20 protein-coding genes and 5 pseudogenes are annotated in these 26,306 nt (G+C 62.0%); 14 read left to right on the top strand and 11 right to left on the bottom strand.

The window, feature by feature from the left end:
• Positions 1-134: 134 nt before the first annotated feature.
• From LOM8899_RS23925 to LOM8899_RS14860, 8 genes and pseudogenes are all read left to right on the top strand, one after another.
• Positions 135-314 (top strand): annotated as a pseudogene (locus LOM8899_RS23925) (LacI family DNA-binding transcriptional regulator); the annotation flags it as partial.
• A gap of 99 nt (positions 315-413) precedes the next feature.
• On the top strand, positions 414-1,217 hold the full coding sequence (locus tag LOM8899_RS14890) for a substrate-binding domain-containing protein (protein ID WP_168770556.1): 804 nt from the start codon (positions 414-416) through the stop codon (positions 1,215-1,217).
• A gap of 184 nt (positions 1,218-1,401) precedes the next feature.
• A complete protein-coding gene (locus tag LOM8899_RS14885; protein WP_093993045.1) occupies positions 1,402-2,760 on the top strand; it encodes an ABC transporter substrate-binding protein in 1,359 nt (452 codons plus the stop codon).
• A gap of 97 nt (positions 2,761-2,857) precedes the next feature.
• Positions 2,858-3,835: a carbohydrate ABC transporter permease gene (locus tag LOM8899_RS14880; RefSeq protein WP_093993044.1), complete on the top strand. Its 978-nt coding sequence runs from the start codon at positions 2,858-2,860 to the stop codon at positions 3,833-3,835.
• An 11-nt stretch (positions 3,836-3,846) separates the two neighbouring features.
• On the top strand, positions 3,847-5,001 hold the full coding sequence (locus LOM8899_RS14875) for a carbohydrate ABC transporter permease (protein WP_093993043.1): 1,155 nt from the start codon (positions 3,847-3,849) through the stop codon (positions 4,999-5,001).
• 10 nt (positions 5,002-5,011) lie between these two features.
• Positions 5,012-6,673, top strand: coding sequence for an alpha-amylase family glycosyl hydrolase (locus tag LOM8899_RS14870; RefSeq protein WP_093993042.1), 1,662 nt, complete (start codon positions 5,012-5,014; stop codon positions 6,671-6,673).
• 20 nt (positions 6,674-6,693) lie between these two features.
• A complete protein-coding gene (locus LOM8899_RS14865) occupies positions 6,694-7,785 on the top strand; it encodes an ABC transporter ATP-binding protein (RefSeq protein WP_093993041.1) in 1,092 nt (363 codons plus the stop codon).
• Positions 7,786-8,184: 399 nt separating this feature from the next.
• A complete protein-coding gene (locus LOM8899_RS14860; protein WP_093993040.1) occupies positions 8,185-8,730 on the top strand; it encodes a MarR family winged helix-turn-helix transcriptional regulator in 546 nt (181 codons plus the stop codon).
• Here the strand turns inward: LOM8899_RS14860 and LOM8899_RS14855 are convergent, their stop codons facing one another.
• The 9 genes from LOM8899_RS14855 to LOM8899_RS14815 all read right to left on the bottom strand — a co-directional run bounded on the left by LOM8899_RS14855 (position 8,731) and on the right by LOM8899_RS14815 (position 19,242).
• On the bottom strand, positions 8,731-9,813 hold the full coding sequence (locus tag LOM8899_RS14855; protein WP_093993039.1) for a mandelate racemase/muconate lactonizing enzyme family protein: 1,083 nt from the start codon (positions 9,811-9,813) through the stop codon (positions 8,731-8,733).
• Positions 9,810-11,732, bottom strand: coding sequence for a TRAP transporter permease (locus LOM8899_RS14850; RefSeq protein WP_093993216.1), 1,923 nt, complete (start codon positions 11,730-11,732; stop codon positions 9,810-9,812). The genes LOM8899_RS14855 and LOM8899_RS14850 overlap by 4 nt, the downstream gene beginning before the upstream one ends.
• 72 nt (positions 11,733-11,804) lie before the next feature.
• Complete coding sequence (locus LOM8899_RS14845) at positions 11,805-12,941, bottom strand: TAXI family TRAP transporter solute-binding subunit (RefSeq protein ID WP_093993038.1); 1,137 nt, start codon at positions 12,939-12,941, stop codon at positions 11,805-11,807.
• A gap of 31 nt (positions 12,942-12,972) precedes the next feature.
• Positions 12,973-13,977, bottom strand: coding sequence for an NAD(P)H-dependent flavin oxidoreductase (locus LOM8899_RS14840; RefSeq protein ID WP_093993037.1), 1,005 nt, complete (start codon positions 13,975-13,977; stop codon positions 12,973-12,975).
• Positions 13,974-15,593 carry an AMP-binding protein gene (locus LOM8899_RS14835; RefSeq protein ID WP_093993036.1) on the bottom strand — a complete coding sequence of 540 codons (1,620 nt, stop codon included), beginning with the start codon at positions 15,591-15,593 and terminating at the stop codon, positions 13,974-13,976. The genes LOM8899_RS14840 and LOM8899_RS14835 overlap by 4 nt, the downstream gene beginning before the upstream one ends.
• Complete coding sequence (locus tag LOM8899_RS14830; RefSeq protein WP_093993035.1) at positions 15,590-16,369, bottom strand: enoyl-CoA hydratase/isomerase family protein; 780 nt, start codon at positions 16,367-16,369, stop codon at positions 15,590-15,592. Before LOM8899_RS14830 ends, LOM8899_RS14835 begins: the two co-directional genes overlap by 4 nt.
• On the bottom strand, positions 16,366-17,556 hold the full coding sequence (locus LOM8899_RS14825) for a CaiB/BaiF CoA transferase family protein (protein ID WP_093993034.1): 1,191 nt from the start codon (positions 17,554-17,556) through the stop codon (positions 16,366-16,368). Before LOM8899_RS14825 ends, LOM8899_RS14830 begins: the two co-directional genes overlap by 4 nt.
• Positions 17,553-18,299, bottom strand: a complete 747-nt coding sequence (locus LOM8899_RS14820) for an enoyl-CoA hydratase/isomerase family protein (RefSeq protein ID WP_245820555.1) — start codon at positions 18,297-18,299, stop codon at positions 17,553-17,555. Before LOM8899_RS14820 ends, LOM8899_RS14825 begins: the two co-directional genes overlap by 4 nt.
• Positions 18,292-19,242, bottom strand: coding sequence for a hydroxymethylglutaryl-CoA lyase (locus LOM8899_RS14815; protein WP_093993033.1), 951 nt, complete (start codon positions 19,240-19,242; stop codon positions 18,292-18,294). Before LOM8899_RS14815 ends, LOM8899_RS14820 begins: the two co-directional genes overlap by 8 nt.
• Positions 19,243-19,446: 204 nt before the next feature.
• Here LOM8899_RS14815 and LOM8899_RS14810 point away from each other — a divergent pair, with 204 nt between their 5' ends.
• The 5 genes and pseudogenes from LOM8899_RS14810 to LOM8899_RS23725 all read left to right on the top strand — a co-directional run.
• Positions 19,447-20,415 carry a tripartite tricarboxylate transporter substrate binding protein gene (locus LOM8899_RS14810; RefSeq protein ID WP_093993032.1) on the top strand — a complete coding sequence of 323 codons (969 nt, stop codon included), beginning with the start codon at positions 19,447-19,449 and terminating at the stop codon, positions 20,413-20,415.
• 3 nt (positions 20,416-20,418) lie between these two features.
• Positions 20,419-21,516, top strand: coding sequence for an enolase C-terminal domain-like protein (locus LOM8899_RS14805; protein ID WP_093993031.1), 1,098 nt, complete (start codon positions 20,419-20,421; stop codon positions 21,514-21,516).
• Positions 21,509-21,967 (top strand): tripartite tricarboxylate transporter TctB family protein, encoded by a 459-nt coding sequence (locus tag LOM8899_RS14800; protein WP_168770555.1) that lies wholly within the window; start codon positions 21,509-21,511, stop codon positions 21,965-21,967. Before LOM8899_RS14805 ends, LOM8899_RS14800 begins: the two co-directional genes overlap by 8 nt.
• A gap of 10 nt (positions 21,968-21,977) precedes the next feature.
• Positions 21,978-23,486 (top strand): tripartite tricarboxylate transporter permease, encoded by a 1,509-nt coding sequence (locus tag LOM8899_RS14795; protein ID WP_093993029.1) that lies wholly within the window; start codon positions 21,978-21,980, stop codon positions 23,484-23,486.
• Between the two features lie 54 nt (positions 23,487-23,540).
• Positions 23,541-23,878, top strand: a pseudogene (locus LOM8899_RS23725) (transposase); the annotation flags it as partial.
• 132 nt (positions 23,879-24,010) lie between these two features.
• Here LOM8899_RS23725 and LOM8899_RS14785 read toward each other — a convergent pair.
• Positions 24,011-24,663: pseudogene (locus LOM8899_RS14785) on the bottom strand (IS5 family transposase); the annotation flags it as partial.
• 376 nt (positions 24,664-25,039) lie between these two features.
• Positions 25,040-26,055, bottom strand: a pseudogene (locus LOM8899_RS14780) (IS110 family RNA-guided transposase).
• A 124-nt stretch (positions 26,056-26,179) separates the two neighbouring features.
• Between LOM8899_RS14780 and LOM8899_RS14775 the strand changes: the two are divergent.
• A pseudogene (locus LOM8899_RS14775) lies at positions 26,180-26,306 on the top strand (IS5/IS1182 family transposase); the annotation flags it as partial.

Here is a 26,306-nt window from a genome sequence, read left to right as displayed (position 1 = left end):
ACACATCGCCATTGACCACACCGACGACGCTTTTCAACACGGCAATGCCCGAGAAAGCACCGCTCGAGAAACGCCCCAATCTAGATGCAAGTGAAGCCTCACGGGCAGCGTTCAATTGACTTTGAGAACATTTCATACCTACTTGCAGTCCCCAATCGATCGCAGAACGAGGGCGCCACACCATTGCGACTCTGAAAGATATCAGTCGGGAAACCGGCGTCTCGGTCACCCAAGTCAGCCGCGCTCTAGCGGGGCATCTCGATGTCAACGCCAAGACGCGGCAGATCGTGCGCGAAGCCGCGAAACGGTTGGGATACCGGCCAAATGCCATCGCGCGGGGGCTGAAGACAGGGCGCAGCGGGCTGATCGCGATGATACTCCCGGCGGATGTCGACAGATCTGCACAGGAGTTGGTGTTCGAACTGCTTGTCGGACTATCAAGCGCATTGTCCAAGAAAGGATTTCGGTTCCTGCTGCATGCTGCCGATTCGGCGAATGACGTCATCAAGGCTTATCAAGACCTCTATAGAGGCGCAGGGGTCGATGGCTTCATCGTGATCGAACCGCAAAGATCCGATCCGCGGATCTGCTTCCTTTTGGAGGGCAATATTCCCCACATTGTCCATGGCAAGGATCCCGCTCAAGTTCACCCATTCGTGGACGTCGACAATTATCAACTGGCGTATCGCTTGACCGAGGCTTTGGTCATGGCTGGTCACAAGCGAATTGCCTTTCTCAATGGGCTCGAAACGAGGAGCTTCGCGGAAGCACGTGCGGCGGGCTATCGGGATGCCTTGGCTGCGGCAAACATCTCGCCAAGATCGCATTTCCATTCTTTCGGTGCCCAGACACCGGACAGAGGACATGCAGCCCTGAGGCAATTGATGCAGGCGGATCAGGCGCCGACGGCGGTGATTGCGGGCAATACGATGATTGCGCGCGGAATCTACAACGCAGCGGCCGAACTGGGCCTGAGTATTCCCGGCGATCTCTCGGTCCTCGCGCATGACGACGACCTGTCCCGCTATCCGGCGGCTGGCTTCACGCCGGCACTGGGGGGCAGTCGATCCCCGTTGGCAAATGCGTGGCAGCGCCTCGCAGATGCCTTGGCCGGGCACTTCTCCGAAGATGATCGCGCAGCCCAAAACTATCTGCTCGAGGTGACCTACCACCTAGATTCGGGAAGCATCGCTGGCCCGCGCGACGATCAAGCATAGGAACCTGCCGGCGTCCGTATCGGCAAGAATATTGGTTTCCATTCGTATTCAATGGCATCCATCCAATTCACGACTAGGCAAGATCAAACCGGTTGACGCATCCAAACCGCTTCGACTAGCATCCCGAAACGTTTCGGATGTTTCTGATATCCGATAAAAAAACGGCATTCAGGGAGGAACTAGAATGCACAAACCCGCAACTTTCGTTAGCGCTACCGCACTGCTCATCGCACTGGGCGGGCAGGCTGCTTTCGCACAGGATCTCATCCACCCGATCGGAGAGGGTGACTTCAACTGGGACAACTACGAGGCTTTTGCCGCAGCCCATGATTTCACCGGTGAAACGATCAACGTGACCGGCGCCACGACCGGTGACGACGCGAACCGCTACCGCAATCTCTATGCCTATTTCACGGCAGCGACCGGTGCGAACGTCGAGTATTCCGGCTCCGAGAGCTTTGAGCAGGACATCGTGATCGCCTCGCAGGCCGGTGGCTTGCCCGACGTCGCCCTGTTCCCGCAGCCCGGCCTTGCCAAGGACCTTGCCGCCAACGGCACCCTTGTTCCGGTTGCCGAACCCGAATTCATGATCGAGAACTACGCCGCCGGTTCGTCCTGGCGTGATCTCGGCACCTTCCCCGGCGAAGACGGTGAGAGCAACGTCTTCGGCCTGTTCTTCGGCACCGACCTGAAATCGCTGGTCTGGTATTCGCCCGAGCAGTTCGACGAAGGCGGCTACGACATTCCCCAGACGCAGGAAGAGCTGATGGCACTGAGCCAGCAGATCGTCGAAGACGGTGGCACCCCATGGTGCATCGGTCTGGGCTCTGGCGCGGCCACCGGCTGGCCTGCTACCGACTGGGTCGAAGACATGATGCTGCGCACGGCGTCGCTCGAAGTCTACGACCAGTGGGTCGCCCACGAAATCCCGTTCAACGATGAGCGGGTCGTGGCGGCGATCGAAGCCTATGGCTCCTATGCGTTGGTGCCGGAATTCACTCCGGCCGGTCCTGAAGTCGTCGCAACGACCGACTTCCGCGACAGCCCCGACGGATTGTTCAGCTTCCCGCCGGAATGCTACATGCACCGTCAGGCCTCCTTCATCCCGATCTTCTTCCCCGAAGGTGTGGTTGCAGGCGAGGACTATGACTTCTTCTACTTCCCGCCGTTCGAAGCGAATGCCGATCTCGGGCGTCCGCTGCTGGGCTCTGGCGGTCTGGCATCCCAGACCAACAACAACCCGGTCACCGATGCCTTCATGGCCTTCCTCGGCACACCGTTCGCGCATGAAATCATGATGTCTCAGGGCCAGTTCCTGTCGCCGCACAACGATGCGAACCTCGACATCTATACAAGCGACACACAGCGCCAGCTGGGTGAAATCCTTGTGAACGCGACGAGTTTCCGCTTTGATGGCTCTGACCTGATGCCGGGCGAAATCGGCACCAACGCGTTCTGGACAGGCATGGTCGACTACACGACCGGCGCTGACGCGCAGTCGGTTGCAGATGCAATCGAAGCGCGCTGGCAGTCGATCCAGTAACGAGACCCGGCGGGCGGCCCTTCGGGGTGGCCCGCCAGCCATATCCGGCGGGGAGGAACCTGCCCGAGTCATCTGATAGCGAAGGGGAGGTTGCTACATGGACCCGATTACCCAAGGTCTTGTCACCATTGCAGTCGGCGTGGGGGGGTGCCTTGCCTACTTCTATGTCTCGAACCTGCTGCTCGACAAAGTCATTTTCCCGGCGCGGGGGGCGCACATCTCGCGCAACATCAATCGCGCGAACCTCGTCCGGCCTTGGCTCTTCCTGCTGCCGGTCGTCGTGCTCCTGACGCTCTATCTGGCGTATCCGGTGGTCGGCTCCTTCGTGCGGTCGCTCTACAATCGCTCCGGCGATGAGTTCATCGGGTTTGACAACTACACCTCGCTAATTGGCTCCGGCGAATTCCGGGTGGCGTTCCTGAACAATGCGCTATGGGCGCTCGTGGTCCCCGCCCTGTCGACCTTCCTTGGCTTGATCATCGCTCAGCTGACCGACAGGCTGAAGTGGGGCAACATCGCCAAGTCGATCATCTTCATGCCAATGGCGATTTCCTTTGTGGGCGCATCGCTGATCTGGAAATTCGTTTACGCCCCCGACCCCGACATTGGGTTGATCAACGCAATCCGCGGCACCTTCGGGCTTGAGGCCGTGGATGTCCTGCAAATTCCATTCTGGAACAATCTGTTCCTGATGGTCCTGCTGATCTGGGTTCAGACAGGCTTTGCCATGGTCATTCTGTCCGCCGCCCTGCGCGGCGTGCCGGAAGAAACGATCGAAGCCGCGATCATCGATGGCGCAAACCCGTTTCAGGTGTTCTTCAAGATCCAGGTGCCGCAGATCACGGCGACGATTCTCGTGGTCTGGACAACGATCACCATCGGAACGCTCAAGATCTTCGACATTGTCTACGCCATGACGGGCGGCAACTTCGGAACGCAGATCCTGCCAAGCTACATGATGCAGTTCATGTTCCGCGATGACGGACGCGCGACGGCTGTCGCGGTGCTGATCATGCTGATCGTCTCACCGGTCGTCTATTCCAATGTGCGCCAAGCGCGCAAAGAACTGAGCTGAGGGGCAGAGATATGAGCGATATCGTAGGCAAAAAGTCCGGCCTCGTCTGGGCAACTCACCTGAGCGTTCTGGCGCTTGTCATAATCTGGCTGATACCGACCGTGGGGCTCTTTGTGTCGTCGTTCCGCGACAGGGACCAGATCTCCGAAACAGGCTGGTGGCGGTCGTTCCTGCCCGTCGAACAAGGGCTCCGGGGACGGGCCTCGGTCGATGATGTGATCGTGCAAGGCGATACGTTCGTCCTCACCGGCAGCCTGTTCGACGACGAGGAGGTTCTGGCATCGGTTGGCGAAGAGCGCCCGCCGATCACCGCATTCGGCAATGCAGGCCGAAATCCGGGGCAGTTCGTCGCCGGCGAAGTCGCCGATCTGGGCGATGGGGAATCGCTCTTGGTCAATCCGGATGGAACCTATGAATACCGGCTTGCCGAAGACCCGGGAAACCGGGGGCCGCGCATCTACTTCTTTGCGTCGACACCGCCTGTCTTCTCTTTCGCCAACTACCGGACGGTTCTCACCGCCGACAACATGGACCGGGCCTTCATCAACACTTTGACGGTCACCATTCCGACGACGATTATCCCGATCCTGATGGCCGCCTTTGCGGCCTATGCCCTCGCGTGGATGGATTTCCGCGGCCGGGGCTTCATGATCGCCTGTATCGTGGGCCTCTTGGTTGTGCCATTGCAGCTTGCTCTGGTGCCGGCTTTGCAGATGCACAATGCGGTCGGGATCGGGCAAAGTTTTCTCGGAATCTGGTTGGCGCATACGGCGTTTGGACTGCCGCTCGCGGTCTATCTTTTGCGCAACTACATGATCGGGCTGCCGCGCGACATCATCGAGAGCGCCAAGGTCGATGGCGCGACCGACTTCGAGGTCTTTCTCAAGATCGTGTTGCCTCTGTCCTTCCCGGCGCTGGCCTCTTTCGCGATCTTCCAGTTCCTGTGGACATGGAACGACCTGCTCGTTGCCAAGGTCTTCCTCCCGTCAGCCGAAGAAGCCAAGGTCATGACCGTGAAGATCGCCGACGACCTTTTGGGGTCGCGTGGCGGCGACTGGGGCATTCTGGCGACGGCTGCCTTCGTCTCGATCGGCGTCCCGCTTCTGGTCTTCTTCTCGCTCCAGCGTTACCTCGTTCGCGGGTTGCTGGCCGGCTCCGTGAAGTAGGCCCGGTGCAATGACAGCAATCGACAACACCGCCATCAGGCCTGACGAGGCGATCGATCGCGACTGGTGGCGCGGCTGCGTGATCTACCAGATCTATCCGCGCTCCTTTCAGGACAGCAACGGCGACGGGATCGGCGATCTGGCCGGGATCGTCCAGCGGCTGCCCTATATCGCCTCGCTCGGTGTCGATGCGATCTGGATCTCGCCGTTCTTCACCTCGCCGATGAAGGATTTCGGGTATGACGTCAGCGATTATTGCGACGTCGACCCGATGTTCGGAACACTGGCCGATTTCGACACTCTGGTCGATACGGCACACAGACTTGGCGTCCGGGTTTTGATCGATCTGGTCGTCAGCCATACGAGCGATCAGCACCCCTGGTTCAAGGAAAGCCGGTCCAGCCGCCACAATCCCAAATCCGACTGGTACGTCTGGTCGAATTCAAAGCCCGACGGCACAGCACCCAGCAATTGGCTCTCCGTTTTCGGTGGCCCCGCCTGGCAGTGGGACACCAAGCGGGAACAATACTACATGCACAACTTCCTGGTTGAGCAGCCGGACCTGAATTTCCACAATCCCGACGTCCAGAACGCGGTTCTGAACGTCGCGAAATTCTGGCTCGAAAAAGGGGTGGATGGATTTCGGCTCGATACTCTGAACTTCTACTTCCACGATGATCAGCTGCGGTCCAACCCCGTCATGCCGGAGGAGTTTCGCACCGACATCTGTGCACCGAAGGTGAACCCCTATAATTATCAGGAGCACAAGTACGATCGGAACCGGCCGGAGATGTTCGGTTTCCTGCAACGGTTCCGGGCTTTGCTGGACGAGTATAACGCCACATCGGTCGGCGAGGTCGGGGACGGCCAGCGCGGACTGGAGATCATAGGTGAATACACTTCCGGCAATGACAAGGTTCACATGTGCTATGCCTTCGACATGCTGTCGTCGGAGCGTCCGACAGCGCAAAGACTGGCAGAGATCTTCGAACGCTCGGAAAGCGCGGTCGCCGGTGGCTGGCTGTGCTGGGCCTTCTCCAACCATGACTGCAAGCGCCACACGAGCCGTTGGAATCTCTCGCATCAGGCGCAGAGCCTGCTGACATCCTTCATGATGTCGGCGCGGGGCTCAGCCTGCATCTATCAGGGCGAGGAACTCGCCCTCGAAGAAGCGGACGTCGCGTTTGAGGACCTGCAGGACCCCTATGGGATCTCCTTCTGGCCAGAGTTCGCCGGTCGGGACGGGTGCCGCACACCGATGGTGTGGGACGGCTCCAACCAGCACGCGGGCTTTTCGACGGCGCCGCGCACGTGGCTTCCCGTCAGCGATGCGCACCGTCAGAAATCACCGGAGACGATGGAAAAGGCGCAGGGCGCGATCCTGCACCACTATCGGCGGGCCATCGCGTTTCGCCATGCCCATCCGGCGCTGATGAAAGGTGACTACCAGGACATCGCCGTAGATGGTTCGGTCCTGAGTTTTATTCGCGTACTCAACGGGCAACAGGTGTTTTGCGCCTTCAACCTGAGCGACTCTGCGGCAGAGGTCACGATGCCAACCGGCGCTTGGCAAACAATCGGAACAGAACTTGGCGGCGCCGTGGCCGCTGGCGGGCAAACGGTCGGTCTCGATCCGTGGCAACCCGCCTTTGCAGCACGGCAAACGACCTAAGGGAATTTGGGAGAACGATTATGGCTGAACTAAAAATCACGGATGTCGCAAAGACCTATGGTGGAACCGTCAATGTCCTGAACAACATCAACCTCGATATCAAGACGGGCGAGTTGATCGTATTCGTCGGCCCGTCGGGCTGCGGCAAGTCAACGTTGCTGCGGATGATCGCAGGGCTTGAGAAGATCACCGGCGGCACGCTGGAGATCGACGGCGAGGTGGTCAACGACGTGCCTCCCGCCCAGCGCGGCATCGCGATGGTGTTCCAGAGCTATGCGCTCTATCCCCACATGACCGTGCGTGACAACATGTCGTTCGCCCTCAAACTGGCCAAGAAATCCAAGGCCGAGATCGACGAGGCGGTCGGCAAGGCCGCCAGGATCCTGCAACTGGGAGAATATCTCGATCGCCTGCCCAAAGCCCTGTCGGGCGGACAGCGCCAGCGTGTTGCCATCGGCCGGTCGATCGTGCGCGATCCCAAGGTCTACCTCTTTGACGAACCCCTCTCGAACCTCGACGCGGCCCTGCGCGTCGCCACCCGGATCGAGATTGCGCAACTCAAGGAATCGATGCCCGAAAGCACCATGATCTACGTGACGCACGATCAGGTCGAGGCGATGACACTGGCCACCCGGATCGTCGTCCTGGCCAACAAGGGCATCGCGCAAGTGGGCACGCCGCTGGAGCTTTATGAGCGGCCTGAGAATGAATTCGTGGCCCAGTTTATCGGCAGCCCGGCGATGAACCTTCTGGCCGGCGAAATCGTCGAAACCGGCATCCAGACCAAGGTCAAGCTCGGCGGCGGCGGCATCGTGAGCTCCGCCGTGCCGACGCAGGCTGCAGACAAGGGGCTCAAGGTCAACGTCGGCATCCGTCCCGAAGACATGATTGAAACCGAGGGCGAGGACTATGCCTTCGAGGGCAAGGTGAACATCACCGAAGCCCTCGGCGAGGTGACTCTCCTCTATTTCGACAAGGTCGGCGACAACGACGCCGTGATCGGCAAACTTCCCGGCATCCACGCCGACCTGCGCGGCAAATCCGTTCGCATGGCCGCCGCTCCGGAGAAGGTGCAGATTTTCCATAATGGGCAATCGCTCTACTACCGCTGACGCAGGTATGTGATCCCGCCCAGGCGGGCCATATCCATGATTTTCGCGGCCGGACCCGTCATTCTGGGCTGGCCGAAAGGAACTGGCCGCACCCTAATTGGGTGCGGCAATCCTCGCGCGGGTAAACACGGCGATTGCGTTCAATTCGACAGCCCCGTGTCCGCCTCGAGGCCCGCTCCACCGATGAGTTCGCAAGCGTCGGGCGGAAAGCTCACACCTCTGCTCATTTCCGCAATCAGGATCGACGATTGCCATCATCGGCGCAGCTCGCCGATCCCTGCGGGCTGGCCTGTCAATCGAAATGGAAACGCGAACTAAGTTGTCCACAAGCACAATCCCTTGCGGCGACAACGAAAATGGTTATCATGTCAACGAGTTTGTATCATTTGGATCGAAAGCGTGGAGACCAAAGACAAGATCGACGGGATCGGGCAGGATGGCGACGATATTCGCTATCTGTTTTCGTACAACCTTCAAAGGCTTGCCGGACTTTCGTCACGGATCGCGCAACTTGAGATCAAGCCGTCCTTTGGCATCAACATGCACGATTGGCGGGCGATGGCCGTCCTCGATTTCCTCGACGTCGTGCCATTGCACACCCTGGCCAAACGGGCGGGCGTTCAAAAAAGCCAAATGAGCCGCACAGTCTCGGCACTGGAGGATCGGGGTTTCATAGAGCGCGAGGCGAACCCGGACGACAAGCGCAGCGTCAATCTGCGGCTCGCTCCAAAGGGACGCAAGCTCGTGGCCGACGTGTTGAAGGCATCGCGTGATCGTAACCGGCAGATGCTGTCAGAGCTGAGCGAAGATGAACGCTGTGAGTTGATGCGCCTTCTGGAGAAGGTGACGATCGGCTCCCTCGCCCACCTGCGCGAACTCAAGGGCGAAGGGCAGCGCCGCCGCCCGCCGCCGCCCGCCACCATCTTCGAGACCGAAATACTCTGATCATTCTTCCCAGGATGCGGACCACGGCGTCCGTCTATGCTGGCCAAATCCGGGGCCGTCCGGCGGCAGCAGCATCCCGTCGCGGATCACCGGCGGCGCGTGGTCGTCGTCGTCGAAATGCGTGAACTCAGCGCATTCGGCCGACCCCGCAGCGGCAACAACCGCATCCAGAGCAGCTGTCGCCAATGTCATAAGCGGGCCACCAAAGGCTGTTCCCAGCCGCGCATACACCCCGAAATGCGCCGCACGGTGCGCCATCTCGCGTGAAGGCAGAATGCCGCCGGAACGGGCGAGCTTCAGGCTGATCCCATCGGCTGCTTCCGCCGCGATCAACGCCTCCAGATCGGCCATGGCAAACAGCCCCTCATCGGCCTCGATCCGCGCCGCGGAGCCAAGACGCACACGCGACAATGCAGAGAGATCGGTCGCAGGCACCGGCTGCTCCAACGACCAGACGCCCAGGTGTCGGAGTGATTTCTCCAGTTCCAATGCCGTCACGGCATCGTAGGACTGATTGGCATCGACCGTAATCGTCACATCCGGGCCCACCGCGTCCCGCACCGCGGCGACGCGGGCGGTATCCGCCTCGACGCTGCCGGTCGCCTTCAACTTCAATGCCCGAAACCCCTGCGCCGCATAGTCATCGGCAAGCTCTGCCATCCGCTCGGGGGACTTGACCGGGATGATCCGCAAGACCTCGATCGGGCGCGCTTGGCCACCCAACATCCGTGTGACCGGCTGCCCGCGCAGGCGCGCAACGAGATCCAGAAGCGCCATCTCGACCGCCGAACGCCCGGCGTTGCGGGGCCGCGCACAGGAACCGAGCCGGGTGAGACATTCGTCGAGATCACCGGCATCCGCGCCGATCATTCCGGCCGCAATCTCGCGGCCAGCCCGAAACAAGACCTCCGGAGTGGCATCGAGATGCGGCAGGAAGGGAGCATAACCCTCGCCCACCTCACGACCTGCTCGCAGCGCCACGCGCAATCCGGGAAGCTCGGGGACATCGCGACCGGCATAATGCCAATCCGGGTCGAGATTGCGATGGCGAACAGAGGCAACCGAATATGCCTCGATCCTCATACCTCGGCCCTGCGGCGCATTCGTCGCAGCAAGGCGTATGCAATCACCCCTACGAACAGAGCCAGCCCGAACAAGTCGGTGTGCGCTTCGGGGATCAACAGCGACAGGCCCGCGGCGCCGACGATCACTCGGACGACGGCGGGTATGCGCCCGATAAAGTGCAGATACCCCTCAAAGGCGCAGGCGATGAGCCATATGGCGATCCCCGCCGTACCGATGGACTGTATCACTTCGAGCGGCTCGCCTCGCAGGATCAGCGCCGGGTTCAGCACAAAGGCAAAAGGCAGGATGAACAGGACGGACCCCAGCCGCATGGCCTTCACCCCGGTCCGAAGGTTCCCACTGCCCGCGATCCCTGCTGCCACCACGGCGGCAAGCGCCACCGGAGGCGTGATATATGACAGCATGCCCCAATAGAGGATGAACAGGTGGCTCGCCACGATATCCAGCCCCTGCTGGGTCAGCGCCGGACCCAGAATGATGGCGAGAAAGATGTAACAAGCCGAGGCGGTCATCCCCATGCCCAGTACGAAACTGGTGAGAGCGCCGAAGACGAGCAGGAGATAGAGGTTGTCGCCCGCCGCGAAGACAAGCTCGCGCGAAACCGCGCTGCCGACACCGGTGATCGAAAGGGAGCCGACGATGAGACCGATCCCGGCTAGAATACCATAAAGATAGGCGGAACTGCGCCCGGTTTCGATGAGCGTTTCGGTCAGCATATCCCATGTGCCGCGCGGATTGCGCAGCACGTAGACCGCCATCATGAAGCCCGCGCTGAAGAACGGGGCGCTTCGCTCCATATGCGCAAACAGGATCAACGTGACCAGAAGGAGCACACCGACAAGGTGGGACCAGCCGGCGCGCAGGGTCGGGCCGAGCTTGGGCAATTCCTCTTCCGGCAGGCCAGACAACCCGTTGCGTGCGGCATAGCTGTCGACCTGAAGCAGCAGGGCGGCATAGAACAGAACGGCAGGCAGGATCGCGGCCGAAACCACGGTGGCGTATGGTACGTTGAGAAAAGATGCCATGATGAAGCCCGCCGCGCCCATCACCGGAGGCATGATCGAACCACCGGTCGAGGCGCAAGCCTCTACTGCGCCTGCATAGTGAGGCGGGTAGCCACAGCGTTTCATGGTAGGGATGGTAAAGGCGCCGGTCGAAATCACGTTCGACACGACCGAACCCGATAGCGAACCGAAAAGACCCGACGAAATGATCGAGACCTTGGCGGGCCCGCCGCGGGCGCGCCCCAGCAGCGCCGAGGCGAAATCCATAAAGAACTTGCCACCGCCCGTAACGGTCAGCGCCGCGCCGAATAGCAAGTAGCCGATGACAAGCTCGCTCACCACCTGAACGGGGACGCCCACGATCGCACCCGACCCCATGACGAATGCGGACAGGGTTTCGCGCGGCGTGTATTGGCTGCCCCAGAGGATGCCCGGCATATAATCGGCAAACGTCGGAAACGCGGCGAAGGCAAGACAGATCAGAAAGAGCACCGTCCCCCCGGTTCTCCTCAGCCCCTCTAGGATCAGAACGAACAGGGCCAGCGCCAGCAAGGTCGGCACGGTCGGTGCGGTGAAATCCCAGCCCCGGTTGATGATGTCACCCGCGATGGATGCGAAATAGATGCCCGAGCAAAGCGAGACGGCCGAAAAGGCCCAGTCATAGAGCGGTACGCGGAATTCGTCGGCTCTGCGCATCGGATAGGTCAGGAACAACACGCTGAAAAACATGCCGATGAGGGCGTAGTAGAAGCCCGTCGAGGGGAGCTGAAATCCCGCGATGCGCAGCAGAAAGACCTGGTTGGCGACCAACAGCAGCGCCAGAACGGTGATCGGAAAGACCGCCCAGCGGGTCTTGTGCAGGCGCGAGGTCTCGGGCCGGACGTCATTCACTGGGATGTCGGTATCAGTCATTACGGCATCGACCATTTCGGACCTGTCATGAAAGGAGAGGTGTGGCCGGGGCAAGACCCCGGCCGCGATGGATCACAGGTTCTCGGTGCGGAACTGGTCCCAGAAGGCGGGCCAATCCTTGTCGGCGAGGCTCTGATCGTCCGCCGCCTCGGTCGCGGCGAGCCATGCCTCCTGCACAGCGGTCATGCGGGCGATGCGCCGCTCGTTCCAATCCTCGTCGGCATCGGTCCAGATTCCGATCTCCTGGAAGTACCGCTTGGCGCCCTCGTGACAGGGGGCGTCATAGGGCGGATGTCCGGCCCTGTTCGGGTCGTAGTTCACCATGACAGGAGCGGCATCCTTGTAGAGGTCATAGCCCTCGACGATGGCCTTGGTCACATCATAGACCTCGTCGGCGCTGGTTTCCGTGAGGACCGACAGGATCGGATATCTGTAGCCCATCAGTGGCACCGGGGCGTCCGGCGTAGCACCGGGTCCGTTGATCATCGTGGCCGGAGCAAACAGCGGTGCCGTTTCGTTGATACGGGCCCAACCGTCAGAATCGTCCGCTGGAACCGGCAACCAGCCAATGCCGCGCGAACTGGCTTCGATCTCGCGCAGGATGGATGCGCCGACGACGGCGCCGGCCGCTTCGACATTGCCGTCCAGAACGGCCTGAAGGCCCTGACTATAGCCCGGAACCTCGACGGCTTCGACATCGTCCCAAGTGAGACCGGCAAAGGCCAGAACGCCCTCGATCTTGAAGTTGGTGGATGGATGCGCCTGAATCTTGGCGACGCGCTTGCCCTTGAGGTCGGCAATGGTCTTGGGGCCGTCACCGGTGGTGACGATGCCAAAAAGCGCTTCCCGTCCCATCAGGGCGCGAATGTCCTGCGGACCCCATTCACGGGTGGCGAAATCGAACAGCGCCTCTGTCGCGAAATAGGCTTCGTTGGCAAGGTAGCCCAGCGAAACCCGACCCGACTTCAGCATCATCATGCGCCCGACCGAGGTGCCGGACGGCACCACGCGGATGCGCGAGCCATGCTGCTCGATCAGTGCGTTCGCGACGGCGGTCGCCTCGATATAGCCCGACGAGCCTACATCGGCAGCGGTCCACTGCATTCGTCCGGGCAATTCCGCCCGCAACGCGCCCGGCATGGCCACGGTCGCCCCGGCGGCTATCGCGCCGCGCTTGAGAAAGGCGCGTCTGGTCAGATCGCAGATCATGGTATGTCTCCTCCTTTGAATAATGCGGGGCCTATGGGCCCGCGTTGGCCCTCAGCGCCTCTTGCGGCACGTCGACCGGCTCCGCTTGCGGCAGGGATTGCACGCAGGCGGCGTATTCCATCGCGATTTCCGCGACGATCTCTGCGGCGGGCATCATCCGGGTCACCAGACCCGCGCTCTGCCCGGCCTCGACCTTGCCGCGACGCATGTCGCCATCGAGCGCAGCCATCTTGAGCGTCGACGCGGCGAAAGCCGTCCGGCGCTCCTCCTCCGGGGCGGCAGCGCGTTCGAGTGCAGCCATCTCCTCTGCGAAATCGTTGGTCAGAGTGCGGATCATGCCAAAGCCACGACCGACCGTGCGGGTATCGGCCACGCCCGCGCGGATGACGGCCTGCTTGTAGGCCTCAGACACGCCGGCTTCGGGCGTTGCGATGAAACGGGTCCCAAAGTTCGCAGCTCCCGCCCCCAAAGCAAGCGCCGCAGCAAGCCCCTGCCCGTCCGCGAAACCACCCGACGCGATAAGCGGGATGCGACCGGCGGTCGCCCTCGCGACAGCGCGAATAAGCACCAGCGTCGAGACCAGCTCTGCAGGCGGGTGACCACCGGCCTCACCCCCGACGACGACCAGCCCGTCGACACCCTTTTCCGCGGCCTTCAGCGCGTGAGATTCCGAGGCCACGACATGCAGGCAGATGGTGCCCACGGCCTTGAACCTATCGAGGTATTTCTGCGGGCCACCCTGCGAGGCGACGATGATCGGAATGCGTTTCGCTTCCAGCAGGTCCAGCACTTCGTCCGCACCCTTGCGATAGAGCGGCATGTTGACGGCAAATGGACGGTCGGTGCCGGCACGGACGGTATCGATCGCCTCCTCCAGCGCATCCAGATACATCGGCCCCGCCGCAATCACACCTAATCCACCGGCGCGCGAGACTGCAAGAGGAAGCGCGGCATTGGACGAGGCCCACGACATTCCGGCCTGAAGGATCGGCAGCTCGATGCCCAGAAGGCGGGTAACGTCGGTTGCGATCCTCATGCCACCGCCTCCTGCTGCAACAGATTGCGGGCATGGGCTGCCAACTTCGTCTTCTGAATTTTCGAGGATGCGGTCATGCCGATGTCTTCGAACCCGTCGACGATCCAAATGTGACGCGGCACCTTGAAGCCGGCCATACGATCCTTGGCCCAGTCCGAGAGTTCTTCGGGCGAAAGCGTGTAGCCCTGATTCAGAATGAGAAACGCGGCACAGACCTCGACCAGCCGGTCATCGGGAACCCCCACGACCTGCGCCTGCTTGATCGCCGGATGTTGGTGGAGCCGGTCCTCCACCTCTTCGGGCGAGACGTTCTCACCGCCGACCCGCACGATGTTCTTGAGGCGGCCGACAAACTCCAGGCGGCCGTTGGCGTCCATGCGCCCCAAATCTCCGGTCGACAACCAGCCATCTGGCGAAAGCGTGTTCGCTGTCTTTTCCGGCATGTCGTAGTAACCCTTCATGACAGACCAGCCACGCACCCTGATCTCGCCAGTTTCGCCGGTCGGACAGGCGGCGCCGGTCGCCGGGTTCACCACTTGGACCTCCAAACCGGGTTGCGGCCGCATGAGACCGCCGGTGCGCACGGCTTCGGGCTCCCACCAGCAGGATTGCGCGATATTGGGCGAGGCTTCGGAGAGCCCGTAGCCCGACACCACCTCTCGCGCCCCCATCTCGGACGCGACGCGGCGCAGCACCGCCTGCGAACCGGCAATCCAGCCGCCACGCAGCGAAAGGGTCCGGCCGACCCGTGACGAATGGTTGAGCAGCATCAGCGCCATGGTGTCATTGCCCGAGAAATGCGTGCACCGCTCCTCTTCCAGCATCCTCAACGCCTCTTCCGGCTCGAACCGGGTCATCGTGACCAGCGTGGCGAGGTTTTGCAGGCAGGCGAGGATCGACAGGGTCGTGCCGGCGACATGGAAAAACGGGCGCGAGGAATGGAAACGGTCGCCTGTGCGCAGCCCGATGCGCTGTCCCGAAACATATCCGTTGCCGAGCATGTTGCGATGGCTGAGCATCACCCCCTTGGGATAGGCCGTGGTGCCCGACGTGTATTGGATCAGCAACGTATCGTCCGGCGCGGCTTGCGGCCCCGGATCGGCCTTGGCGGCAGCCATGAAATCGGCCCATCCTCGGCAGGCGGCGGGGATATTAGCGCCCAGAACAACGATCTCGTTCAAATCTGGCAGTGCCGGATCGGGCAAAGCAGTATCGATACCGGGGGCGATCTCGCGCAGCGTGCCGATGAAATCGGCCGAGAGCAGCTTGTCCGAGGTGAACAGGCGGGTGACTCGCGCTTGCCGAAGGGCATACGCGATCTCGTCGCCCTTGAGGCGGGTGTTCACAGGCACCGACACCGCGCCGAGCGTGCCCAGGGCCAGAAACAGCGTCTCGAAGGCGATCCCGTTGCCGAGGCAAAGACCAACGTGATCTCCCTTTCCGACACCGCTCGCTGCCAGTGCGGCACGGACCCGCGCGACCTGATCGGCCAATTCCGCAAAGGTGACGCGCCCATCCGGAGCGACCAACGCCTCGACATCCGGTGCCAGTGCGCAGGCGCGGGCAAGCGCCTCCTGCACCGTGACCAGACATAGGCTGTCGATGGAAAAGCTCATCCTTTCTGCTCCTTCGCCTCGGACCCGATCGAGGCGCTGAAACGGTCGACGCTGCCGCGCCAGTCGCTCTCCGAGAGCAAGCGGTCGATGGCCGCCAGTTCTATTGCGATCCCCGAGGCAAGATCGGTGCGGCTGCCCGCATCGATGCAATGCTTGGTAAGCTTCAACGAAAGCGCCGGAGCGCGGAGAATGCGTTCCGCCATATCGTCCACGGTCTCGGAAAGGGCCTCAGGGGGCGTCAACGTCGTGACCAGACCGAGGCGGTGTGCTTCGTCAGCGAGCATGACCCGGCCGGTGTATAAGAGCTCCTTCGCCCGGGCGACGCCGACAATCCGTTGCAGCCGTTGGGTCGCGCCGACAGTGCCCCATTGCGGCTCTGGAAAGCGAAAGGTCGAGGCCGAACTGGCGACGATGAAATCGCAACTCATGGCGATCTCTCCGCCAGACCCCACAAGTGCGCCCTGCACTTGCGCGATCACAGGAACGGTGCAGGCGCCGACCATTTCGTAGGCGCGAAAGGCAGTGCGGCGGCGCATCATCACCCAGGCTTCGTCCCTGCCCTTGCGTTCCTTCATGTCCGCTCCGGCACAGAAGACAGCACCTTCGGCGCGCAGCACGACAAGGCCGATGTCCGGCATCGCGGCAATCTGCTGAAACGCTTCGATCAGATCCTCGCACATCGGAAGGTTCAGCGCATTGCGCGCCTCGGGGCGGGCAAGGATCACGTCGACGCGGGGGCCGTTCACTTCTAGCCTGACAGTGCCGTTCTGCGTCATGCCACGATGCCTTTCTCGTAAAGTGCCGCGATCTGGTCCGGCGTCAGGCCCAGTTCGTCGGATAGGATGGTGCGAGTATCTGCGCCCAATTTCGGAGGCGCCTCGAAACGATGCGCGTCGTAGCCCGAAAACCGGGCGGGCGTGCGCAGCCCCGGGGTCGTGCCATGGTCGGGGTCGTCAAAGGCGTCGACCATGCCGCGGACGCGGGTGTGGGGGTCGTTCAGGATCTCGGGAACGGTGTTCACCTCGCCCGCCGGCACACCGGCCGCGCGCAAGGCTTCGGCCAGTTCGGTGCGGTCGCGCGTAGCACAGGCTGCGGACAGTGCCGCGGTGACCTCGTCCCGCAACCGGACGCGGTCTCGGTTCTTGGAAAATCGCGCATCACTCGCCATTTCAGTCAGTCCCAGCACGTCGCACAACAACGGCCAATGCTGGTCGGAAGCAGAGATGAACAGCCACGCGCCGCCGGCGCATTGATACGCCGCAGAGGGCACCCGACCTGGATGCTCGGTGCCGATGCGGCCCGGCGTTTCGCCGAGCGCGAAATGGCGCGCGGCGGGCAGCGCAAGCAGGCTCACCTGCACATCCATCATCGAAAGATCCACGTGGCAACCCTTGCCCGAGGACACACGCCCCAAGAGGCCGGTCAAGGCTGAAATCGCAATCCAGAGGCCGGACGTCATATCGGCAAAGGGCACCCCCACCTTGGCGGGCGGGCCGTCCGCGTGCCCGGTCAGATCGATGATCCCGGACAGGGCCTGAAAGATCGTGTCATAGCCCTTGCGGTCGCGATAGGGGCCGGTCTGGCCGAACCCGGTGTTGGACACGTAGACGAGGCCCGGATTGACTGCGCTCAGCGCTTCGTAGCCGAGGCCCAGCTTGTCCATACCACCGGGCAGGAAATTCTCGACCAGAACATCGGCCTGCGCGGCGATCTCGAAGGCCAGCTTCCGGCCCTCGTCGGTCTTCATGTCCACCGCGACAGAGCGTTTGGACCGGTTGAACGCCGAGTAATAGGCGCTTTGACCGCCGTCGAAGACCGGCTCGAACACACGGCTTTCATCGCCGGTGCCGGGGCGTTCGATCTTGGTCACCTCGGCGCCGAATTCCGCAAGGATCTGCGTGGCCATCGGCCCCGCCAGCACGCGCGAGAAATCCACGATTCGTATGCCGTCGAGCGGCCTCATGCCTCGGGATCCCGGAACGAGCGCATCAGCGCGTTCACGTCGCGGCCCACCAACATTGCCGCTTCCGTCGGCAACTCCTCGACCCGGTAGAGCAGCGATTTGGCGGCGCGCATGGCACGGGGCTCATATGCGGCCCAGGCATTCGCGATCTCGAGCGCGGCAGGCAGCGGGTCGCCTTCGACCACTCGGTTGACCAGCCCGAGCGACAAAGCCTCGTCTGCGCCGATCAGACGGCCCAAGGAAATCATCTCGAAGGCCTGTTTGCGACCAAGCGCCCGGACGAGGCCGGTCAAGACCAGCGCTGGCACGATCGAGTGCTTCAACTCCGGATAGCCGAATTTCAGGGATGTCGATGCAACAACCATGTCGCAGCCGATAGCAAGACCCGCGCCCCCACCGACGGCGGCGCCCTGCACGGCAGAGACGACTGGCTTGGCCATCTTCTGCATGACCATCTGAACCCGGCAGGTCAGGTCGGCCCGCGCCTCGACCGCGCCGGATTGCGCCGGGGTCAGATGCTTGAACTCGGACAAGTCGGCGCCCGCGCAGAACCCGCGCCCCGCCCCGGCAAGGATCACAGAGCGGACCTCCGGCGCTGCGTCGGCTTCGAGCAGCGCGTCCAGCAGCCCCTGCGTCAGAGCCGTATTCAGCGCGTTGAGCTTGTCCGGCCGGTTCATCGTCACGATGCGCACCGGGCCACGGTCTTCTGTCAGAACCAGCTTGTCTTCGGACACGTCAAACACTCTCCCTCTCCATGTCGTTTTCCTTTGCGCGCCAGAGGCCCGTCCGCGCCACCCGCGACAAAAGCCTCCGGCCCAATGCCACCTCGGAGGCCTCGGACGCACGCATCATGGCGTCAAGGTCGATACCATGCGGCAGACCCTCAGCTTCCAGGAGTGTGACCAAATCCTCGGTCGCCACGTTGCCGGTGTCGCCGGAACCATAACTGATGCGTGTCGGATGCCCGCCCACGCCGCCCATGGCGCTGTCGAAATGTGTCGCTCCAGCCTCGAGCGCGGCAATGCAATTGGCGACCCCGGTTCCACGAGTGTCGTGAAAATGGGCGACGGGAGTGATCGCCGGAACGTCTGCGAGCATCTTGCCGAACAGCGACCGGACAGCCGTCGGCGTGCCACTGCCGATCGTGTCACCGATCGTCACCAACTCGCAGCCCAGATCGGCAAAGTGAGCGGCATCCTCGGCCACCGACGACGCCGCAACCTCGCCCTCGAAAGGGCAGCCCAGCGCCATCGAGATCACGCCGACCATCCTGAACCGACCTTTTGCCATGCGCGCCATATCTTCGACCCGGCGCCATTGCTCGGCTCGGCTGGCCCGCAGGTTTCGCTCGGTGTGTGATTCCGTGGCCGACACGAGAAAACTCAGCTCCTCAGCCCCTCGCCCCGCATCCTGATCCGCTATGGCGCGTTCGACAGCGCGGGGATTTGGGCAGGTCGCCTTGTGGAAGACGCCCGCAGGGCGCGGCAAGGCCGCAAGCAGCTCGGACGCATCCGCAAAGCCCGGCACGCGACCCGGATGCGAATAGCTTGTAGCCTCGATCCGCCTGAATCCGGCATCCTGAAACCGCTTCAGGAGCGCCACTTTTTCAGCGGTCACCGGAACCGAGACCTCGTGCTGCAGCCCGTCGCGGGCAAAACACTCACAGATCACGATATCGTTCGACATGCTGCCCTCCTAAACTCGTTGCTTTTATCAACTACTTTAGTCGCAACATCAACTATTTTCTTTTTCGAAATTTTATCATAGCTTTCAGTATCTTAACGATACTACGGAAGCAGGACGCTCGCTATAGACAAACTTTTAGTTGATTATCACAACGATTTACGTGAATTTCACAACGAATAACTTCATACTCGGGAGGAGACTAGAATGAAGCGCAGAACGATTCTCAAGACAACAGCGGCCCTGCTGGCCCTTGCCGTCGCACCCGCGGCGTTGGCGGCAGAAGGCTACCCGGATCAGGCGATCGAGATCCTGATTCCGTTTTCCGCCGGAGGCGGCAACGATCAGGTCGCACGCGCACTGGCTGCCGAACTCGAAGACATTCTCGGGGAGTCGGTCGTTCCGGTGCAAAAGACCGGCGCAGGCGGCTATGTTGCGGCACAGGCGCTCGTGACGGGAGAGCCGGACGGCTATACCCTCGGGCACCAATCTCTCGGAACCCTGATCCTCGGCGGGCTGATGAAGGAGCAAGTGGTCAATGCCTTGACCGATCTTCGCTTCGTCGCGCAAATGGCGCTGATCCAATCGGCCATCGCGGTCAAGGCCGACAGCCCCTACCAGACCCTCGACGAACTCCTCGCGGCCATGAAGGACGAACCAGGCGCGCTGGCGTGGGGGCACACCGGGCGCGGCGGCTTCCACTTCGTCAACGGAGCGTCGCTGCTCGCAGCGACCGGGACCGAGGCGCTTGACGTCCCCTACAGCGGAAGCTCCAACACGGTCGCAGCCCTGCTCGGCGGTGAAGTCGATTTCGCACTCCTGTCCACGTCGAACTACCTCGGCTTCGAAGACGAAATGCGCATTCTCGCCTTTGCGGCGGAACAGGGCGACGATCTGGTGCCCGACGTCAAGACGGTCAGCGAACTCGGCATCGACATGGTGACCGTCGCCACGCCTTCGGTCATCACGGTGCACAAGGACACGCCCGACGAGATCGTGGCCACGCTTCAGAGCGCGATCCAAGAGGCCGTCTCGCGCGAGCGGTATCGCACCACGCTGAGCGGCATGGGGATCGCCCCGGTCTTTGCCGACGGCGACGCAATACGGGCCTATCTCGACGCGAACGTCGACCGCTGGAAAGAGCTTGTCGACGCCGCCGCCGAAACGGCCGGCTGACCGGTGACACTCGACCGCGCCGAGATCTGGGAGGTTCGCCTTCCTGTCCGCAAGGCTGTCGAATGGACAGTCGGCGGGGCCGAGACCGAAGTGCCGTATCTGGTCCTGATCCTGCACGATAGGGACGGACGGCACGGCGCGGCCGAGATCACCTGCCGTCCCGCCTGGAACGGGATGACGCCCGGCCTGCTGGCGCGGGCGATCGAGGAATTGGCCTGGCCCCGTATCGCGGGGCTGGGTCTCGACGGTTCTGCAATATCGGCTCTGTCAGGTATCCGGGGGATGACTGCGCTCAAGGCGATCATCGACAACGCGTGGCACGATCTCTTGTCCCCGATGGTGGACGGCGCTGCCGTTCCGCTGGCCTCGGTCCTGACACGGGCCGAGCCCGAGGTGATGGCCGCCAAAGCCCTCCAACTCCGCGAGGAAACCGGAATACAGGCATTCAAGGTCAAGCTCGGCCAGGGCATTCAAAAGGACACGCAGGTGCTATCCGCCCTGCGCAAAGTGCTCCCCGACGCAGAGCTGACCGGAGACGCCAACTCGGCGTACACCCTGCATGAGCTTCCCCGACTTGCCGCCGTCGCAAAAGAGATAGGACTGACCTTTCTGGAAGACCCCTGCCCGATGCAACCGGATGCCGCGACGGGGGCGGTCGCCGCCGCGCTCGAACTGCCGCTGCTGGCGGATCGCGAGGTCACGGGGCCGGACCGGGTCGAAGCCTTCGCTGATCGCGGGATCACACAGGTCTCGGCAAAGCCCAACCGGATCGGGATATCCGCCGCACGCGCGGTGGCTGCCGCAGCGCAGCGTCGAGGTGGCAGGGTCTGCAACGGCACCTACTCTGAAAGCGCCCTCGGCGCGGCCGCGCAGATCGGATTCGCGAGCGGGTTGCCGGACGGCCTGGCCCACCCGCATGAAATCGACTTTCACCTTGAGCTGGGCGCACAGATCGCACCCTGCCCTCGCATTCGCAACGGTCGGGTCCGGCCCGTCGCCGGACGCATCGCGGACCGCATCGATCGGTCCGCCCTTGCGCGGTTCGGCACATGCCTGCCCGAATTGCGGAGCGACAAGACAAAGGAGACGACCCATGTATGAGGGACGCAAGGATATCATCGGCGGCGCCCTGCTGATCGCGGCGGGAGCAACCCTCGCCGTGCATTGCTACACGAGCTATGAACTGGGCTCGCTGCGCAGGATGGGCACGGGCTTCTTTCCGATGCTCGCGGGCGCCTTGCTGGCCATTCTGGGCGGCGCCGTGGCGCTGCCACCTCTCCTGCGCGGTGTCAGGCCCGGCGCCATCGGGCTGCCGCCCCTACGCGCCACGCTCTTCGTCATCGCCGCGGTCGGCGCCTTTGCCCTGCTGGTCCGCCCGTTCGGGCTGTTTCCTGCGATCGCGGGGCTTGCGGCCCTGGCGAGTCTCGCGTCACCGGAACGCACGCCGCCGCGCGACCTCGGGCTGATGATCGCGGTCCTTTGCCTACTGGCATGGATCGTCTTCGGGCTCGGTATGTCGCTCGGGCTGCGCATGCTGAACTGGCCTTGGTGAGGGGAACGACATGCTGAGCAATATCCTTCTCGGGCTGGAGACGGCCCTGACGCCGATCACCCTCGCCTACTGCTTTCTCGGCGTCTTTCTCGGCACGCTCGTCGGGGTCATTCCGGGAATCGGGCCACTCACGGCCATCTCGATGCTGCTGCCGCTGACCTATCACCTCGATCCGACCACCTCGCTCATCATGCTGGCCGGGATCTGGTATGGAACGGGATACGGCGGATCGACCGCCGCGATCCTCGTCAACATCCCCGGAACGACCTCCAGTGCGATATCCTGCCTCGACGGGCACCCCATGGCGCTACAGGGGCGCGGAGCAGCGGCACTGTTCATGACGTCCATCGCGTCGTTCGTCGGCGGCATGGTCGGCATCATCCTGTTGATGATCTTCGCGCCGACGATCGCCCGCTACGCGCTCGGCTTTGGATCGGCCGAGTATTTCTCGCTCATGGTCCTTGGCCTCGTCGCGGCCAGCGCCGTCAGCGATGGACCGGTGGCCAAGGCGCTGGCCATGGTCACGCTGGGCCTGATTTGCGGCACCGTGGGCATCGATCTCTACACCGGAGACGAACGGCTCACCTTCGGCATACTGGAGCTGTCCAATGGCATCGGCCTCGTGCCGCTTGCGATGGGCGTCTTCGGCATCGCAGAGGTCGTCGCCAATGCGCAATCCGGCACACGGCGACAATTCGACCGGAAAAGCCTTTCGCTTCGATCCATGCAATTGCCCCGTGACGAGGTCAAACGCTCCATCATGCCAATCCTGAGGGGCAGCGGCATCGGATCGTTCTTCGGGGCTCTGCCCGGCACTGGCCCGTCCGTCGCCTCCTTCTTCGCCTACGCGCTGGAAAAGCGGATCTCGGCGACCCCCGAGCGGTTTGGCAAAGGAGCGATCGAGGGCGTGACCGCGCCGGAATCCGCCAACAACGCCGCCGACCAGACCGCCTTTGTCCCGACATTGACGCTCGGAATACCAGGCAGCGCCACGATGGCACTGATGCTGGGCGCTCTGACCATTCACGGTATCGCCCCCGGCCCCAAGCTGCTCAGCGATCAGCCCGCACTTTTCTGGGGCCTCATCATGAGCTTCTGGGTCGGCAACCTGATGCTTCTGGTCCTCAACATCCCCATGATCGGGCTGTGGGTCCGGTTGTTGCTCGTGCCGTCGCGATTCCTGTATCCGGCGATCCTCATGTTCATCGCCATCGGAACGCTGACGCTGCACAACAACACTTTCGACATCTGGCTGGTCGTCGGCTTCGGGCTGCTCGGCATACTGATGCGGTGGCTCAGCTTTCCCGCAGCCCCCCTGTTGCTGGGCTTCGTCCTAGGACCGATGATGGAAGAACATTTCCGGCGGGCCATGCTGCTCTCACGCGGCGATCTGGCGACATTCATCGAGCGGCCGGTCAGCGCCACGGTGCTGGCGCTGGCTCTGGGCATGCTGATCTGGGGTGTGATCTCGCACAGGCGTGCCGCCCGATCAAAGCAGCTCTCGACAGCGCAAGACTGATCGCGACAACGCATCCAGACTTCCGTTGGTCCGTCGCTAGCCAAAATCGAATAGATCGCCAAAGGCGCTGGGGCGGTGTCAACACGCCCCGGCGACAAGTCAGGAGCATTTCCGGAGCCCGGCGGCAAGCCACGCGTTGATGATCGGCGCGTCCCGAACGGAATATCTTCATAAAGCGTTGTGGGGTGCAATGGCGAGATGCGCCGAAGAAATATGGCCCCCTCAAGACGCTCTATAACCCTTGGAAGCGCTGGAGATCGCTGGCTCAACGCCACTGGCTCGAGAGAATTCACTTGCAAGGCATCTTCGCGAATATGATGATCGGACTCGCTGCCAGGCACAGCGAGAGTAAGTCCGCATTGATCGATGCTACGGCACGGACTGGTCACCGGGATCGGTGAAAAACAAGGGGACACGCTCCGAGCACGTCTAATATGATCGACTGGATCAAATTAGAATGCCCTTAACCCTCGGTCAGAAACAGAGGAAATAACCCGTGAAGTAAGAAAGGCGCTGCTACAAACGCCGCACATGATCTCGATTCGGTTGCGGCGTTCGAACCAACGCTTGTCATATCTGACGGTTGTCTTGCGCCGTTTTCGATGGGAATACAGGTGCCTATCCCTTTGCCTTTCAACGCCTCTCTGAACCAATCTGCATCATAGCCACGATCCCCGAGCAGCCAGTCGACGTCTGGCAAGCTGCTGAGCAACGCTCGCGCGTGGATGTAGTCGCAGAGCTGACCATCTGCGACGAACAAGTCGAGTGGTCGACCCTGGCAGTCGCAGACGGCATGCAGTTTTGCGCTCCATGCCCCCTTCGTCCGGCCAATCAGGCGTCCACGCCCCCCTTTTTGACGCCCAAGCTGGTCGCGGTGCGGTGCGCCTTCAGGTAGGTCGCACCGATCATCACAATCTCCTCTTCACCATGTTCCGTGACAGACCAGCCATGATCCGAGCAACGACACCCTTGTCTCTCCACCGCTTCCAACGGCTGCACAGCGTCTTGTATGGACCGTAGCAGCGGGTCCGTCGCGCCAACCCAAGCCATTGCGATTGAAGAAGATAATCCCACTCAAAACACGCCTGTCATCAACGCGTGGCTTGCCGTGGGGCTTGGGGAAGAAAGGTGCCAGACACGCCATCTGAGCATCCGTAAGCCGGAAAAGATCAGACATGTTCACCGCTCGTTCTTAGAGCCGTGAATTGTGACGCCAGCCGAACATCTATGGGTCCTGAACCTAGGGCAGGACCGATTAATCGACTTGAGGCCGCCCGGCCTGCGTGATTCATGTGTGGATGCCCCCGTTGGTGCAAGGCGTTTTCGGACGGTTTGAGCATGTGATTGGTTACTTTCATGTGTCAGGCCTGAAGATGCGGCACTAATCTTGACCGCTGGCCGGTATGGCTATGCGCGGAGTGGAGTCACATCAAACTCTCGGACTCTCAGGCCCATTGAATCACCCTGCTTTGCCTGCTCCCGACCTTGCCGATCGATTGCCCTTACAGTTCGTCGACCTCCTCACACCCTCGCGTGTCCGGCACGGCCTGCGCTCAGGCTACTGCCGCCGCCGAATTCTTGAAGTCCTTGTTCGTCGTGATCATGGCCCACAGGCCGCGCGCCATTCTGTTTGCGGGGAGTATGGCCACCAGTATACGCGGCTTCTTGGCCAGCATTCGGCCGAGCTAACTGCCGTCCTGCCCTCTCTTTCGGCTTGCGTGTTGCACGACGGTCATCGCTCTGGTGATGAGCAGCCGACGGATGTCTCGCTGGCCCATCTTCGATGTCGCTCCGAGCCGCTGCTTGCCGCCTGTTGAGTGTTGCCGCGGCATGAGACCGAGCCAGGCGGCAAAGTCGCGGGACCTGCGGAAGACGGTCATGGGCGGCGCGAAGGTCTCGGTCGCCATCGCCGTGATCGACCCAACCCCTGGCATGGTCTGTAGCCTGAGGATGATGTCAGCTTCCGCATCTGCTGATGAAGGCCAACCACACGGGCGCTCAATGCCTCGATCTGTTCAAGGTAAAGGGTGCCTGGTTCACGGACAGGTTCTGGCAGCGCGGCCTTGTCATCGCTGACCGCCTCGGCCAGGCGATTGAGATACGCTGCCCCCGTCGGTGCAACGACACCATGCTCGGCGAGATGACCGCGCTGTGCATTGATCAGTTGGGTTCGCTGGCGCACAAGCAGGTCCCTGGTGCGGAACAGCATAGCTCGCGCTTGCTGCTCCAAGGATTTCACGGCGACAAAGCGCAAGGTCGGCCGCGATGCTGCTTCGGCGATTGCCTCCGCATCGCCAGCATCGTTCATTTGCGGCTTCACGAAAGGCTTCACATTGATTGGCGTGATCAGACGAACTGAATGACCAAGCTTGGCGATTTCTCGTTCCCAGCTGTGGGCGCTGGTGCAAACCTGCATCGCAACTACGCTGCGCTGCTGGGATGCGAAGAAATCCAAGACGCGAGACCTCGGCAGCTTGAGGCGGAACGAAAATGAACCATCGGTCTTCAATTCGTGCAGTTGGAAAACCTGATTGGCCAGATCAAGGCCGATGAAGGCAACGTCAGACATGACAGTTCTCCTCTCTTGGTTTCTTTGGTGCCCGATATTCGCATATCGATGCGCTGACGGGAGGGGGCATCCACGCCATCAAGCTCCCGAACTGACGGGGGTGATGATGAGCAACCTTTTCTGACTGACCGACGAGCAGATTGAGCGGTTGAAGCCGTTCTTTCCGAAGAGCCATGGCAAGCCGCGTGTTGATGATTTGCGCGTGTTGAGCGGCATATTTTCCATCAATCGCAATGGCTTGCGTTGGTGCG

Origin of the sequence: Flavimaricola marinus (assembly GCF_900184895.1) — a bacterium.
GTDB lineage: Bacteria > Pseudomonadota > Alphaproteobacteria > Rhodobacterales > Rhodobacteraceae > Flavimaricola > Flavimaricola marinus.
Note: the sequence above shows the minus strand (reverse complement) of the source record. Positions and strands in the feature narration are given on the sequence as shown.

Excerpts from the sequence above, each read along its gene's own strand:
- LOM8899_RS14885 (WP_093993045.1), top strand. The coding sequence starts at position 1,402 with ATGCACAAACCCGCAACTTTCGTTAGCGCTACCGCACTGCTCATCGCA.
- LOM8899_RS14880 (WP_093993044.1), top strand. The coding sequence starts at position 2,858 with ATGGACCCGATTACCCAAGGTCTTGTCACCATTGCAGTCGGCGTGGGG.
- LOM8899_RS14875 (WP_093993043.1), top strand. The coding sequence starts at position 3,847 with ATGAGCGATATCGTAGGCAAAAAGTCCGGCCTCGTCTGGGCAACTCAC.
- LOM8899_RS14870 (WP_093993042.1), top strand. The coding sequence starts at position 5,012 with ATGACAGCAATCGACAACACCGCCATCAGGCCTGACGAGGCGATCGAT.
- LOM8899_RS14865 (WP_093993041.1), top strand. The coding sequence starts at position 6,694 with ATGGCTGAACTAAAAATCACGGATGTCGCAAAGACCTATGGTGGAACC.
- LOM8899_RS14855 (WP_093993039.1), bottom strand. The coding sequence starts at position 9,813 with ATGAGGATCGAGGCATATTCGGTTGCCTCTGTTCGCCATCGCAATCTC.
- LOM8899_RS14850 (WP_093993216.1), bottom strand. The coding sequence starts at position 11,732 with ATGACTGATACCGACATCCCAGTGAATGACGTCCGGCCCGAGACCTCG.
- LOM8899_RS14845 (WP_093993038.1), bottom strand. The coding sequence starts at position 12,941 with ATGATCTGCGATCTGACCAGACGCGCCTTTCTCAAGCGCGGCGCGATA.
- LOM8899_RS14840 (WP_093993037.1), bottom strand. The coding sequence starts at position 13,977 with ATGAGGATCGCAACCGACGTTACCCGCCTTCTGGGCATCGAGCTGCCG.
- LOM8899_RS14835 (WP_093993036.1), bottom strand. The coding sequence starts at position 15,593 with ATGAGCTTTTCCATCGACAGCCTATGTCTGGTCACGGTGCAGGAGGCG.
- LOM8899_RS14830 (WP_093993035.1), bottom strand. The coding sequence starts at position 16,369 with ATGACGCAGAACGGCACTGTCAGGCTAGAAGTGAACGGCCCCCGCGTC.
- LOM8899_RS14825 (WP_093993034.1), bottom strand. The coding sequence starts at position 17,556 with ATGAGGCCGCTCGACGGCATACGAATCGTGGATTTCTCGCGCGTGCTG.
- LOM8899_RS14815 (WP_093993033.1), bottom strand. The coding sequence starts at position 19,242 with ATGTCGAACGATATCGTGATCTGTGAGTGTTTTGCCCGCGACGGGCTG.
- LOM8899_RS14810 (WP_093993032.1), top strand. The coding sequence starts at position 19,447 with ATGAAGCGCAGAACGATTCTCAAGACAACAGCGGCCCTGCTGGCCCTT.
- LOM8899_RS14800 (WP_168770555.1), top strand. The coding sequence starts at position 21,509 with ATGTATGAGGGACGCAAGGATATCATCGGCGGCGCCCTGCTGATCGCG.
- LOM8899_RS14795 (WP_093993029.1), top strand. The coding sequence starts at position 21,978 with ATGCTGAGCAATATCCTTCTCGGGCTGGAGACGGCCCTGACGCCGATC.